Below are 13310 nucleotides of genomic sequence, written 5' to 3'. Positions count from 1 at the left end.
AGTTCAGGTGGCGGGCAGCAGGCCCGCCGGCAATTCATTCATGGCAAGCAAGGCCTGCTTGGCGTCGGGCATCGCCTGCAGGGCTTCCAGGGTTACGGCGCGGTCCAGCGAAAACGGCCCGACGTGCGTGCGCCGCAGCGCCGCCAGGTGGGCATGGCAGCCCAGCGCGCGGCCGATGTCCTGGGCCAGCGTGCGTATATAGGTGCCCTTGCTGCAGGCCACATCGATCTGCGCCTGCATTCCGGAGAACGACAGCAGCTCGATGTGGCGGATGGTCACCTGCCTGGGCGGACGGTCCAGCTCGATGCCCGCCCGGGCGTACTCGTAAAGCGGCTTGCCGTCGCGCTTGAGCGCCGAATACATGGGCGGGATCTGCTCGATCGTGCCCACGAAACGTGACAGCACATCGCGCAGCGCCGCCTCTTCGACACCGGCAAATCCGTCCGGGGCCCGGGCCACGATGTGGCCGGTCAGGTCGCCCGAGTCGGTCTCCTCGCCAAACTGCAGCGTGGCCTGGTAGGTCTTGTCGGCCTCGAGCATGCGGCCCGAGATCTTGGTAGCCCGGCCCATGCAGCAAACCAGCAGGCCAGTGGCGAAAGGGTCCAGCGTTCCCGTATGACCGGCCTTGGCCGCGTCCACGGTGCGCTTGGCTCGCTGCAAGGCGTGGTTGCTGGACAAACCCACGGGTTTGTCCAGCAACAGCACACCGTCGAGCGCGAGCCCGCGTCGTTTAGCCATCGTCGAATCCGGAAAAAGGAGAAAAAGCAGCGACGACAGCCCGGTCAGGACTGGTCTTCGGGCTCGTCGGGAACACCCGAGTGCGGACCGGGCCGGTTGGCACGATCGATCAGCACCGACATCTCGATGCCGCGGGTGATTTGCGGATCATGCACGAACCGCAGGGTGGGAACAGTATGGATGTGCAGCAGCTTGTACAGCTGCGAATGCAGCCAGCCGGCCTTTTCGTTCAGCAAGGCGGCAGCGGTGTCGGGCTCGGCGCCCAACACCGTGAAATACACCTTGGCATGCGCGTAGTCGGCCGACAGCTCCACACCCGAAAGCGTGATCAGTCCGGCGCGGGTCATATCGATCTCGCGCTGGATGATCCCGGCCAGATCCTTCTGGATCTGGTCGGCCAGCCGCAGATTGCGGCCGGGGATGGATTTGGACTTGTGACGGCTCATGTAAAGATTGCTGTATCGCCTCGCACCTTACAGCGTGCGCGCGATCTCCTTGATTTCAAAGACTTCCAGCTGGTCGCCCAGCTGCAGGTCGTTGTTGCCGCGCAGGGTCAGGCCGCAATCGAAGCCGGATTTGACTTCCTTGACGTCGTCCTTGAAACGGCGCAGCGAATCGAGATGGCCCGTCCATTGAACCACGTTGTTGCGCAGCAGTCGAACCTGCGAATCGCGGCGCACCACGCCGTCGAGTACCATGCAGCCCGCCACCGTGCCGATACGGGAGATCGTGTAGACCTCGCGCACTTCGACCAGGCCGATGACCTCTTCGCGCTTCTCGGGAGCCAGCATCCCCGACATGGCGGCCTTCACTTCGTCGACCGCGTCGTAGATGATGTTGTAGTAGCGCAGGTCGATACCGTTGGTCTCGGCCAGCTTCTTGGCGCTTTGCTCGGCGCGCACGTTGAACCCGATCACCACCGCATTGGAGGCGATGGCCAGGTTGACGTCGCTTTCCGAGATGCCGCCCACGGCGGCATGCACCACCTGCACGCGCACTTCGTCGGTCGACAACTTGGTCAGCGAAGACACCAGCGCCTCCTGCGAACCCTGCACGTCGGTCTTGACGATCAGCGCCAGGGTCTGCGTGCCCTCGCCCAGGTTGTCGAACATGGACTCCAGATTGGCGGCCTGCTGGCGCGCCAGCTTGACGTCGCGGAACTTGCCCTGGCGGAACAGCGCGATCTCGCGCGCCTTGCGCTCGTCGGACAGCACCATCAGTTCGTCGCCGGCGGCCGGCACTTCGGTCAGGCCCTGGATCTCGACCGGGATCGACGGACCGGCGGTCTGGATCTGCTTGCCGTTCTCGTCCAGCATGGCGCGCACGCGGCCGAAGCTGGCGCCGGCCAGCACGACATCGCCGCGCTTGAGCGTGCCGCTTTGCACCAGGATGGTGGCAACCGGGCCGCGACCCTTGTCCAGGCGCGCCTCGATGACCAGGCCCTTGGCCGGCGCTTCGATCGGCGCCTTCAGTTCCAGGATCTCGGCCTGCAACAGCACGTTCTCGAGCAAATCGTCGATGCCCGCGCCCGTCTTGGCCGACACCGGCACGAACGGCACGTCGCCGCCGTATTCTTCCGGCACGACTTCCTCGGCCACCAGTTCCTGCTTGACGCGCTCGGGGTTGGCCTCGGGCTTGTCGATCTTGTTGACGGCCACCACCAGCGGCACGCCGCCGGCCTTGGCATGGTGAATGGCTTCGCGCGTCTGCGGCATCACGCCGTCATCGGCCGCCACCACCAGGATGACGATGTCGGTGGCCTTGGCGCCGCGCGCACGCATCGCCGTGAAGGCCTCGTGGCCCGGGGTGTCCAGGAAGGTCACCACGCCACGGCCGGTCTCGACGTGATACGCGCCGATGTGCTGGGTAATGCCCCCGGCTTCGCCCGAGGCGACCTTGGCGCGGCGGATGTAATCCAGCAGCGAGGTCTTGCCGTGGTCGACGTGGCCCATGACGGTCACGACCGGCGCGCGCGGCTCGGCTTCGGCCTCGGTGACCGCTGCGGTTTCGTCCAGGAAGGCCTCGGGATCGTCCAGCTTGGCGGCGATCGCCGTGTGGCCGAACTCCTGCACCACGATCATCGCGGTTTCCTGGTCCAGCACCTGGTTGATCGTGACCATCTGGCCCAGCTTCATCAATTGCTTGATGACCTCGGCCGCCTTCACCGACATCTTGTGGGCCAGGTCGGCCACGCTGATGGTTTCGGGAACGTGGATCTCGCGCGCGATGAATTCCTGCTGCACCTGCTCGTGACGACGGTCCTGGTGCTGGTTGCGGCTGTTGCGTCCGCCCCTGCCGCCCTTGCCGCCGGCGCGCCAGCCGTCACGCGTGGCGACCGCGGGCTTGTTGTCGGCCGGCTTCTTGCGGGCGCTGTCGTCGCTCCAGGTGGAGGACACCTCGGCAGTCTTGATGGTCTTCTTGGCACCCGGCGCGCCCGGCTTGGCGTCCTTCTTGGGCGCGGCCGTGGTGGCCGGCTTGCCGGCCGGCTTGTGCAGCGTGCCCGACAGGGCGCCTGCCTGCGGCTCGGGCTCGGGCGCGCGCAGCACCTTGCGCGGACGGCTGAGCATCTCGCGCAGCGCGGCGGCCTCGGCCTCGGCGGCGCGGCGCGCCTCTTCGCGGGCGCGGTCGGGCGCCGCCGGCGCGGCGGCGCGGCGGATCTCACCCGGCTTGGCCGTGGTCTTGGGCGCGGCGGCCGGTTCGGCCTTGACGCTCTTGGGAGATTCAGCGGGTGCGGACGGCTGGGCGACCGGAGCCGGGGTTTGGGAGGTCAGTTCAGTTTGGGCGTGCACAACGGGTTCCGGCCGGGCCTGTTCAGCCTCGGTCTCGGTGACAGATACATTCTTTGCAGGTTCGACCGGCTCGGCGACTGCCTGGGCAGGAGCGGCTTCCGGTTGAGGCTCGGGTTGCGGCTCAGGCTCGGCCTGGGCAGCGGGAGTCGGCTCGGGCTGGGCTTCGGCCTGAGCGGGCTGTTCGGGTTGCGGTTCGGCCGCCGGCGCCGCAACGGGCTCGGCGGGCGCCTCGGCGACGGGCGGCTCGACCGGCTTGGCAGCCGTCTCGACCGCCGGCTCGGCGCGCACCGGTTCGGCCGGCGCGGGCGCCGCCTCGGCCGGCACGGCCTCGGCTGCGGCTTCTTCCGCACGCGCGGCGGCCTGCTCGGCGGCCAGCTCGGCCGGATCGCGCTTGACGAAAACGCGCTTCTTGCGCACCTCGACCTGGATCGTGCGCGAGCGGCCGGTGGCGTCGGCCTGCCGGATCTCGGAGGTCTGGCGACGCGTCAGGGTGATTTTCTTGCCCTCGGTCGCACCATGCGCGCGACGCAGCGATTCGAGCAACTTCGCCTTGTCGCTATCGGTGACGGCGTCGTCCACCGATTTGAGGTCAACACCGGCCGCACGCAACTGCTCGAGCAGCACGTTGGCAGGCATTTTCAGCTCGGTAGCGAACTGGGCGACAGTATTACTCGACATTAGGCTCTCTTCCCTATATGCAGCTAATTACAAACATGAACTCTCGGCATTACGCCGTACAACCGTGCGCCGTGTTTCATTCCTCGTCGAACCAGTGGGCGCGGGCACGCATGATCAGATCGCTGGCTTCCTCTTCCTGCAGGCCGGCAATCTCGGCCAGCTCGTCGGTCGACAGCTCGGCCAGATCGTCACGCGTATGCACCTGCCGTTCGGCCAGCTTGGCGGCCAGCTCCGGCGTGATGCCCTCGAGTTCGAGCAGGTCCTGGGCCGTTTCAAGGCGCTCTTCCTGGGCGATCGCCTCGGTCAGCAGCGCATTGCGGGCACGGGCACGCAGCTCATTGATGGTGTCCTCGTCGAATGCCTCGATCTCCAGCAGTTCCTGCATGGGCACGTAGGCAATCTCTTCGATACCGGTGAAACCTTCATCGATCAGGATGTCGGCCACCTCTTCGTCGACGTCCAGCTTGCTCATGAACGTCGCGCGCAACGCGGCACGCTCGGTTTCCTGGCGATTGAGGCTTTCCTCCGGCGTCATGATGTTGATCTGCCAGCCGGTCAGCTCGGACGCCAGGCGCACGTTCTGCCCCTTGGCGCCGATGGCCTTGGGCAGGTTTTCCTCGTCGACCACCACGTCCATCGCGTGCTTGTCTTCGTCCACCACGATGGACTCGACGTTGGCCGGCGCCAGCGCGCCGATCACGAATTGCGCCGGGTCTTCCGACCACAGCACGATATCGACCTGCTCGCCGCCCAGCTCGTTGCGCACGGCGGTCACGCGCGAACCGCGCATGCCCACGCAGGTGCCGATCGGGTCGATACGCTTGTCGTAGGCCACCACGGCGATCTTGGCGCGCACGCCCGGGTCGCGTGCCGCGGCCTTGATCTCCAGCAGGCCCTGTTCGATCTCGGGCACTTCGTTTTCGAACAATTGGCGGATGAACTCGGGCGAGGTGCGCGACAGGATGACCTGCTGTCCGCGCGCGGCGTGGTCGACCCGCAGCACGAAGGCGCGCACGCGGTCGCCGACCCGCAGGTTTTCCTTCGGGATCATCTCGGAGCGCGGCAGGCGCGCTTCGATCTTGCCGGTTTCGATGATCACGTCGCCCTTGTCCATCCGCTTGATGGACCCGGAAATAATCGTCTCGCCGCGGTCGAGGAAGTCGTTCAGGACCTGCTCGCGCTCGGCGTCGCGGATCTTCTGCAGGATCGCCTGCTTGGCGGCCTGCGCGCCGATACGGCCGAACTCGACCGGCTCGAGCGCTTCCTCGATGTACTCGCCCACTTCGATGTCGGGCGCCATTTCGCGCGCCTCGGACAGCAGCTCCTGCTTGTCGGGCTCTTGCAGGCCAGCCTCGTCGGGCACGACCAGCCACCGGCGAAAGCCTTCGTGGCCGCCGGTTTCACGATCGATGGAGACACGGATGTCCGCATCGTCTTTGAAGCGCTTTTTCATTGCCGAAGCCAGCGCGCTTTCGAGCGCCCCGAACACCACTTCGCGGGTGACGTTCTTTTCGCGCGCCAAAGCATCGACCAACAGAAGAATTTCGCGACTCATCGCTTTTTGCCCTTGAAATCCAGAACGGGATCCAGCTTTGCGCGCTCGATGTCATCGAGCGTGAAGCTCAGCACCTGGATATCGTTCTTTTTTGCCTCAAATTCGAGACCGAACACGGCCTTGCCCGCACCGGCGGTGTCATCCTGGCCGGACGCGCCATCCGCCTCGGGCGCGCGCAGCGTGCCGGAGAACACTTTGCGCCCGTCGAGCGCCTCTCGCAGCTTGATCTCGATACGTTCGCCCGCGAAACGGCGGAACTCCGCCTCGTTGCGCAACGGACGATCGACGCCCGGCGACCCGACTTCGAGGCGCTTGTAGTCGATGTTCTCGACTTCATACACGCGCGACAACTGGCGGGACACCTGCTCGCAATCTTCAATACGCACGCCATCGACCCGGTCGATGGTGACGCGCAACAGCCCCATGGCGGCACGTTCGACATCGACCAGTTCGATGTCCATGCCCGCCAGCGCTTCTTCGGTCAGTGCGAATAAATCAGCCATACACTCAAAAAAAAATGGGCTGCACGCCCAGCCCACCGTATTGCCTGGCCCCCGGCCGGGCGCTGCTGACAGCGCCGCTTGCCGAACCCAAGCCCAAAATTGCGACCCAAAATATATTGCAAAAATCGGCCGCGCTTGCCCGCGGCCCGCTGGTGGCCGCGTGCTCATTCCAGGTTCCCCTGGCGCGCCGCCCACCCGGCTGGCCTGCCCTGCAAAAAGGCAAACCCGGCGCACTTGCGACTCACGCGCCAAATGGCGTCAATCACAGCAATCACGCGCCAAAGCGTGCACAACGTGCATTCAAAAGCCGCTGCGCGCAACGCCGTGCTGCACGCGCACTGCCCTGCAAATGCACTGCGCGCCATGAAAACCGTTGATTTTACCAGATAAACCGGAAATTTGCCTGATACGTCGGGAGCTTACGGATAAGCGGGACACATCCGATCTTCGTGGCGCCGCGCATCAACGTCCGCGCCCGCCCCGCCCGCCCATGAACCCGAGACGGGACTCGTGGGCGCCGGCGCCCTTGGGCTGCCAGTCGTCGCCCCGGCCACCGCCACCACCGCCGGCACCGCCGCCGCCGCGACGCGCGCGTTGCGGCTTGGGTGCGGCCGGACCGCGATTGCCCGTGGGCGAGGCCGGCTTGGCCACGCCGGCCGCCTTGCCGCCCGCGCTGGCTGCCTTGTTGCCGCCGGCGCGGCCACCCGCACCCTTGGCGCCAGGCGCCGCCGCGCGGCCGCCCGCCTTCTTGCCGCCACGCGCGCCCGCCGGCTTGGCCGCCGCGCCCTGGCCGCCGCCCTGGCCGCCAGCCTGCGCGCCCGCCGCCTTGCGGCCCTGGCCGCGCTGCGGCTTGTCGCCGCCCGCCTTGCCCTTGGCAGGCTTGCCCTTGCCGCCCCGCCCCGCCGCGCTGTCGTTGCCCAGCGGGTGGCCGTTAGCATAACCGCCGGTGATCATCAAGCCCGTTCCGAACGGGTCGGACGGACACGCGGCCGCGCTGCCGGGACGGCCGCCCTGCAGCTTGCCGCGACGGCCGATACGGGCGCCGTTCATGCCATTGCGCTCCAGCGTGCCGAAGCCCGGCGGCAGCGCGCTGTCATGCGACTGGGGCTGGCGCGATTTGCGCCGCCCTTCGGACTCGTCCCCGTCGCGCAGCAGGCCCAGCTGAACCATCAGGGCCGTCACCAGCGAACCGTCGAGCTCTTCCCAGCGGCCGCGGCGCAGGTTGCGCGGCAACACGATATCGCCGAAACGCGTACGGATCAGGCGGCTGACGGTCACACCCACCGCCTCGAACATGCGGCGCACCTCGCGGTTGCGCCCCTCCTGCAAGGTGACGCGATACCAGCGATTGCTGCCGTCGCCCCCCAGGTATTCGAAAGAACCGAAAGCCGCCTTGCCGTCCTCCAGCTCGATACCCTCGGTGAGCGACTTGCGCTGCGCGTCGTCCATCTCGCCCAGGACGCGCACCGCGTATTCGCGCTCGGTACCGTAGCGCGGATGCATGATGCGGTTGGCCATGTCGCCGGAGGTCGTGAAGATCAGCAGCCCCTCGGTATTGAGGTCCAGCCGCCCCACGGACAGCCACTTGCCGGTGCGCAGCTTGGGCAGCCTGGCAAACACGCTGGCGCGTCCGCCCGGGTCATCATGGCTGACGATCTCGCCGGCCGGCTTGTGATAGAGGATGACGCGCGGCGGCTTCTTGGCGTTGGGGCGCGCAATCGGCTTGCCGTTGACGCGCACCTGGTCGTTGGGAGCGACGCGCTGGCCGATGTGGGCCGGCTCGCCGTTGACCGACACCCGGCCGGCCACGATCAGTTCTTCCATTTCGCGGCGCGAACCGATTCCGGCATCGGCCAGCACCTTGTGCAGCTTGGGCATCACTGCCTCGCTGTTCAGGTACTTGCCCAGGCGCTGCTCGATGCGCGCCGCGTTGTCCAGGTAGGCCAGCGCCTGGTCGGCATCGCGCTCGCTGGCGCGGGCATCGCCCTCGGACTGGGCGGCGGGCTGGCTGCCCGCCTCGTCGGCGCCGGCTTCGCCAGCGGCGGCCGCGTCGCCGCGACGGCGGCGAAACGGCGTGCGCAGCTTGCGGCCACGCGCCCGGGCTCCGCCCTCGCCGTCGCCGGCCTCGCCTGATGCGGCGGACTCGTCAACGGGCGGCTGCGCCACCGGGGATTCATTGTCGGGAAAGGAATTGTCGTCTTGCATCGTTGTATTCGTTGTCACTGGGACAGCTCCGAATTTCAAACTTTGGGGAGCCGGCCGGATGCGGCAGGCTCGTCATCTTCAGGGTTGGACACCACGCCATCGGCCTCGTCGCGCCCCGGTGCCGGCGGCGTGACGGGCTCGGGCGCGGCGGGCACGATTTCGGGCTGCGGCTCGCCAGGACCGACCTCGGGCGCCGGCACGTGCGGCCGCGCCTCGGCAGGCTCGTCAGGTAGGGATATCTGGTCTGGCTGGAGCGGAGGGACCTCGACAGGTCCGTTCCCATCATCCGGCGCCGCACCGGCGGACTCGTGCGCCGGTTCGGCAACACCTGCCCCGGGCAGGCTGGCGGCCGCGGTTTCGGCCGGCTCGTTCGCATCATCGTCGACGGACACGGGCAGGACCGGTTCCGGCGACACGGCGGATTCTACGCCATCCACGCCCGCCTGCGCCACCTCCGGCTGCGCATCGCCCAGCGAGGCAGCCACCTGCCCCGCCGCTTCGTCGCCGGACGCCTCGTCCCGGGCCGCGTCGCCCTCGGCCGCATCGACCGCCTCGACCAGCACCTCGGCGCCGCCCAGGTCCAGCCCTGCCAGCGCGGCGGCGGCCTGCGCCGATTCCAGCGGAGGCAGCTCATCCAGCGCGCGCAGGCCCAGGTCATCGAGGAACTGGCGGGTGGTGGCGAACAGCGCCGGCCGGCCGGGCGCATCGCGATGGCCGATGACCTCGATCCAGCCGCGGTCTTCCAGCACCTTGACGATCTGCGACGACACCGTCACGCCGCGGATGTCCTCGATGTCGCCGCGCGTCACGGGCTGCCGCCAGGCAACGATGGCCAGCGTCTCGAGCACCGCGCGCGAATACTTGGGCGGTTTCTCGGGATTGAGCCGCTCGAGATAGCGCTGCATCTGCGGCCGGCTCTGGAAACGCCAGCCCGAAGCCAGCTGCACCAGCTCCAGGCCGCGCTCGTTCCATTGCGCCTGCAGCGCTTCCAGCCAGGCGCGCAACGCGTTGTTGTCGATATCCTGGTCATCACCGAACAGCTTGCGCATTTCGGCGAACTGCATCGGCTGGGACGCGCACAGCAGCGCGGTTTCCAGCACGAATATTGCCTCGCTATCGTTCATCGGCACTCACAAAAGAAGGGAGCAAACTTGCGCTAAATCGGGATTGAGATTAATATTCTTCTTCTCAGACGCGGGGTGGAGCAGTCTGGCAGCTCGTCGGGCTCATAACCCGAAGGTCGTAGGTTCAAATCCTGCCCCCGCAACCAAATCGTTGATCAAGGCCTGGCACATCGCTGCCGGGCCTTTTTCATTGGCGCGGCGCTTGCTGCCGGCCGAAATGACGACAAGAGCGGCGACAACAGCGGCGGCGGCAGTGGCGACAACGGCGCCGCGCGCGTCCCGGCGCTGGCCTGGCCACGGGCCGACGGGCGCGCGGCGAGCACGCACGGCCGCCCCGGCGACCTGGGCATGGGCCCTGGCATGAAAAAACGCATGACCGGAAATACGGATACTGGCGCTCACGAATATCTTGTTCAATCAAACTGGATCATGGCGGGACTACCCCTTGCCGGCCCGCCAGCTATGCCGCGGCCCGGCATGCCGCGACATGGCGCGCCAGCCGCCGTGCCGACATGGCGGCGCGACATCGGCAAACCGCATCGCAGGCATGGCCCACAGACCGAGGCTTTCTTGACCGTAGCCGGCGGCCGCTGCAAGCGCCTGTATGCAGGCGCCGGGACAGGCGCGCCACGGCAATCGCAAACAATGAATCCGCCAGGGCGGGCCCGCCTGCGCGGCCCGTTCCGGACCAGGGCGCGGCCCCGACCGCACAACGACAACGGTGCCGGCTTGTGGCCGGGCGCCCGCGCCGCAAGGGCCGGGTTACGCGCAATCGTTGATCGGGGGATTCTTAGACGTATTGGAACGACATCGTGCCCGGCGGCATATCGCGCAATCAGCGCAGGCCGCCCGGACAAACCGGTTTGGCGTCGCACGCCAGGCCGGCTGTAATGTCTTGATTATACCCGTAACCGCCCTCCCGACAAAGCCCCGGCCGCGCCCGCGCCACACTCAGCGCCCCTTGAGCGCCGCGTCCCAGGGAGCGGGGCTGAAGCGCTCGGCCAGGAAATCGAGCATAGTTCGCAGTATCAGCGGCATCTGCTTGCGCGACACGTAGACCCCATGTATTCCCAGCACCGGCGGCGCGCAATCAGGCAGCAAGGGACGCAGGCTTCCTGCGGCGATCTGCCCGGCCGCCAGGTAGGTGGGCAGCATGACAATGCCCGCCCCGGCCAGCGCCGCCCGCATCAGCACGTCGGTTTCGTTGGCCGTGATATTGCCGCCGACCGGCACTTCGACGGGCTCTCCGGCGCGCTCGAAACGCCACAGGCTGCGGCCGAAATACGAATGCGTCAGGCAATTGTGCAGCGAGAGATCCTCGGCCCTGGCCGGCGCGCCGTGCTGCTGCAGGTACTGCGGCGCGACGCAGACGACCGACCGGCAGTCGGCCAGCCTGCGCCCGATCAGGTTGGGATCGAGGTCATTGGTGATCCGCACCGCCAGGTCGACGCGCTCCTCGACCAGGTTGACCGCGCGATCGACCAGCAACAGATCGATGCTGGCCGCCGGATGGCGGCGCACGAACTCCGCCACCGCTTCGGCCAGCTGCGCGCCGCCGAACGACATGGCGGCCGTGACGCGCAGCAGGCCGCGCGGCTCGGCGTCGGGCGCGGCCACGGCCTCGCGCATGTCGCCCACCATTTCCAGCATGCGGCGGCAGCGCGGCAGGGTTTCCGAGCCGGCCGGCGTCAGGCTCAGACGGCGGGTGGTCCGATGCAGCAGCCGCACGCCCACCCAGGCCTCGAGCTCGGCCAGGTAGCGCGACACCATGGCGCGCGACATGCCCAGGTGCATCGCCGCCGCCGACAGGCTGCCGCGATCGGCAACTTCCACGAAGACCTGCATGGCTTTCAGACGATCCACGATTGTCTCGCTTTATGCATCAGACTGTTCTGTTTATACCGTATTTTGATGCGTTTCAAGCACTTAAAATTTGCCAGTCTCAATCATCCACGCCCGCACGCCCCATGAATGCCCCGTTGAGCCTTGCCGCCCAGGAACAGATCTTCCAGGCCGCCCGCACCTTCAATCGCTATACCGAACAATCGATCAGCGACGCGACGCTGCACGAGTTGTACGAGCTGATGAAATGGGGGCCGACCGCGATGAATTCGCAGCCCGGCCGGTTCATCTTCCTGCGCAGCGCCGAGGCCAGGCAGCGCCTGGCGCCCGCCCTGTCTCCCGGCAACCTGGAAAAGACACTGGCCGCGCCCGTGACCGTGATCGTCGCCCAGGACACCCAGTTCTATGAGCACCTGCCGACGCAGTTCAGCGCCTACGACGCCCGTCCGGTCTTCGAGAACAACGCCGACGCCGCGCGCGCGACCGCCATGCGCAACAGCTCCCTGCAAGGCGCCTACCTGATCGTGGCGGCCCGCATGCTGGGACTGGGCGCCGGCCCGATGAGCGGCTTCGACGCGGCCAAGGTGGACGCCGAATTCTTCCCGGACGGCCGCTGCAGGGCCAACTTCCTCGTCAACCTGGGCTACGGCGACCCGGCCGGCAACTACCCGCGCGGCCCCCCGCCTGGCCTTCGACACCGCGGCGCAAATCCTCTGATCGCCCGGCCGTAGCGCCGCGCCCCCGCCCCCGACCAGGGGCGGCCGCCCTCACCCCTGCTGCAGCCGCCTGGCGACATCGGCCTGGACCGCGTCCCGGTCCAGGCCGCGCAGGATGAACACCAGGCGCGACTGGCGGTCGTCACCCGGCCATTGCGGCAACGCCTCCAGCGGATACAGCTGCCGATGCACCCCGTGCACCGCCCAGGGCAAGGCTTCGGCCTCGAAACATACCAGCCCCTTGATGCGCAGGATGCCGCGGTCATAGGCCGCCTGGATTTCCGACATCCGGGCCAGGAACATGCCGCGCGTCAGCGGCACCGACAGGTTCAGGGAAAAATGCGCCACATTGGGGTGCGGGCCGCCCGGCGGCGCGGCAAAGGCGCCCAGCCAGCGCCCCAGGAGCGCCGCCTGCCGGCGCTCGCGCACCAGGAAGTCGCCGTGCAGCCGCTCATCCAGCGGCTCGCCGCGGCGCACCACGCACATGGGCACGCCCGGATTGGCGCGCGCCACATCGCGCATGGCGCTGGCCAGTTGCACCTGGCCGGCCAGGTCCGCCTTGCTGAACACGACCAGGTCCGCCAGCGCGATCTGCTGGGCCGCCTCGGGCTGCACCATCAGCTGTTCGCGCACGTGTTGCGCATCGACCATGGCGATCGCGCCGTGATACGCGTAGCGCTCGGCCAGGAACGGATCGTGGCGCAGCGAGAACATGACCGAGGCGGGCCCGGCCAGGCCGGTCGTCTCCAGCAGCACCCGCTTGAACGGCTTGATGCGGCGGCGCACCACCAGCATGAACAGGTCGCGCAGCGTATCGACCAGGCCGCCGCTGGCGGTGCAGCATATGCATCCGCCCTCCAGCAGCACGATACGGTCATCGACATTGCGTACCAGATGGTGGTCCACGCCTATGTCGCCGAACTCGTTGACGATGACCACCGCCTCGGCGTACTCGGGCTCCTGCACCAGACGATTGAGCAGCGTCGTCTTGCCGCTGCCCAGGAATCCGGTCAACACCGTCACGCCGATGCGGCTGTCTTGCTTGAACGCATCCATCGCTTTCCCATGCGCGGGCCCGCCCGCGCCATTGCCGCCCCGAAACGGCCGCGCCGCCCACGCCACGGGCGGCGGCCGCGCGCGGCGCACACCTATTGATCATT

At 67.7% G+C, this 13310-nt stretch carries 9 protein-coding genes, 1 tRNA gene and 1 pseudogene; 2 read left to right on the top strand and 9 right to left on the bottom strand.

The annotated features are described in order from the left end of the window. Window positions 1–3: 3 nt before the first annotated feature. From truB to scpB, 7 genes are all read right to left on the bottom strand, one after another. Window positions 4–738 carry a tRNA pseudouridine(55) synthase TruB gene (gene truB, locus BN118_RS06280; RefSeq protein ID WP_003810552.1) on the bottom strand — a complete coding sequence of 245 codons (735 nt, stop codon included), beginning with the start codon at window positions 736–738 and terminating at the stop codon, window positions 4–6. 44 nt (window positions 739–782) lie between these two features. Next, window positions 783–1184 carry a 30S ribosome-binding factor RbfA gene (gene rbfA, locus BN118_RS06275; RefSeq protein WP_003818636.1) on the bottom strand — a complete coding sequence of 134 codons (402 nt, stop codon included), beginning with the start codon at window positions 1182–1184 and terminating at the stop codon, window positions 783–785. A gap of 27 nt (window positions 1185–1211) precedes the next feature. Then, window positions 1212–4205, bottom strand: coding sequence for a translation initiation factor IF-2 (gene infB, locus BN118_RS06270; RefSeq protein ID WP_014905631.1), 2994 nt, complete (start codon window positions 4203–4205; stop codon window positions 1212–1214). Between the two features lie 76 nt (window positions 4206–4281). Continuing rightward, window positions 4282–5760, bottom strand: coding sequence for a transcription termination factor NusA (nusA, locus tag BN118_RS06265; protein ID WP_003810546.1), 1479 nt, complete (start codon window positions 5758–5760; stop codon window positions 4282–4284). Beyond that, window positions 5757–6263: a ribosome maturation factor RimP gene (gene rimP / locus BN118_RS06260; protein ID WP_003810544.1), complete on the bottom strand. Its 507-nt coding sequence runs from the start codon at window positions 6261–6263 to the stop codon at window positions 5757–5759. The genes nusA and rimP overlap by 4 nt, the downstream gene beginning before the upstream one ends. A gap of 462 nt (window positions 6264–6725) precedes the next feature. Beyond that, a complete protein-coding gene (gene rluB, locus BN118_RS06255; protein WP_041166151.1) occupies window positions 6726–8468 on the bottom strand; it encodes a 23S rRNA pseudouridine(2605) synthase RluB in 1743 nt (580 codons plus the stop codon). 35 nt (window positions 8469–8503) lie between these two features. Beyond that, a complete protein-coding gene (gene scpB, locus BN118_RS06250) occupies window positions 8504–9592 on the bottom strand; it encodes an SMC-Scp complex subunit ScpB (RefSeq protein WP_010930269.1) in 1089 nt (362 codons plus the stop codon). 69 nt (window positions 9593–9661) lie between these two features. On the opposite strand from scpB, the gene BN118_RS06245 reads away from it, so the two are divergent. Next, window positions 9662–9738: transfer RNA gene (locus BN118_RS06245), tRNA-Met, on the top strand. An 805-nt stretch (window positions 9739–10543) separates the two neighbouring features. Here BN118_RS06245 and BN118_RS06240 read toward each other — a convergent pair. Then, entirely contained in the window at window positions 10544–11455 is a 912-nt protein-coding gene (locus BN118_RS06240; RefSeq protein WP_014905629.1) for a LysR family transcriptional regulator, read from the bottom strand. 104 nt (window positions 11456–11559) lie between these two features. On the opposite strand from BN118_RS06240, the pseudogene BN118_RS06235 reads away from it, so the two are divergent. Next, window positions 11560–12151 (top strand): annotated as a pseudogene (locus tag BN118_RS06235) (malonic semialdehyde reductase). Window positions 12152–12201: 50 nt separating this feature from the next. Here the strand turns inward: BN118_RS06235 and BN118_RS06230 are convergent. Further along, window positions 12202–13206, bottom strand: a complete 1005-nt coding sequence (locus BN118_RS06230) for a CobW family GTP-binding protein (RefSeq protein WP_014905627.1) — start codon at window positions 13204–13206, stop codon at window positions 12202–12204. Window positions 13207–13310 lie beyond the last annotated feature (104 nt).

The organism is Bordetella pertussis 18323 (assembly GCF_000306945.1).
GTDB classification, from domain to species: domain Bacteria; phylum Pseudomonadota; class Gammaproteobacteria; order Burkholderiales; family Burkholderiaceae_B; genus Bordetella; species Bordetella pertussis.
Note: the sequence above shows the minus strand (reverse complement) of the source record. Positions and strands in the feature narration are given on the sequence as shown.

What these genes read in the sequence shown, in the direction of transcription:
- truB (WP_003810552.1), bottom strand. Translation starts at nt 738, where the DNA reads ATGGCTAAACGACGCGGGCTCGCGCTCGACGGTGTGCTGTTGCTGGAC.
- BN118_RS06230 (WP_014905627.1), bottom strand. Translation starts at nt 13,206, where the DNA reads ATGGATGCGTTCAAGCAAGACAGCCGCATCGGCGTGACGGTGTTGACC.
- rluB (WP_041166151.1), bottom strand. Translation starts at nt 8,468, where the DNA reads ATGCAAGACGACAATTCCTTTCCCGACAATGAATCCCCGGTGGCGCAG.
- nusA (WP_003810546.1), bottom strand. Translation starts at nt 5,760, where the DNA reads ATGAGTCGCGAAATTCTTCTGTTGGTCGATGCTTTGGCGCGCGAAAAG.
- rimP (WP_003810544.1), bottom strand. Translation starts at nt 6,263, where the DNA reads ATGGCTGATTTATTCGCACTGACCGAAGAAGCGCTGGCGGGCATGGAC.
- scpB (WP_010930269.1), bottom strand. Translation starts at nt 9,592, where the DNA reads ATGAACGATAGCGAGGCAATATTCGTGCTGGAAACCGCGCTGCTGTGC.
- infB (WP_014905631.1), bottom strand. Translation starts at nt 4,205, where the DNA reads ATGTCGAGTAATACTGTCGCCCAGTTCGCTACCGAGCTGAAAATGCCT.
- rbfA (WP_003818636.1), bottom strand. Translation starts at nt 1,184, where the DNA reads ATGAGCCGTCACAAGTCCAAATCCATCCCCGGCCGCAATCTGCGGCTG.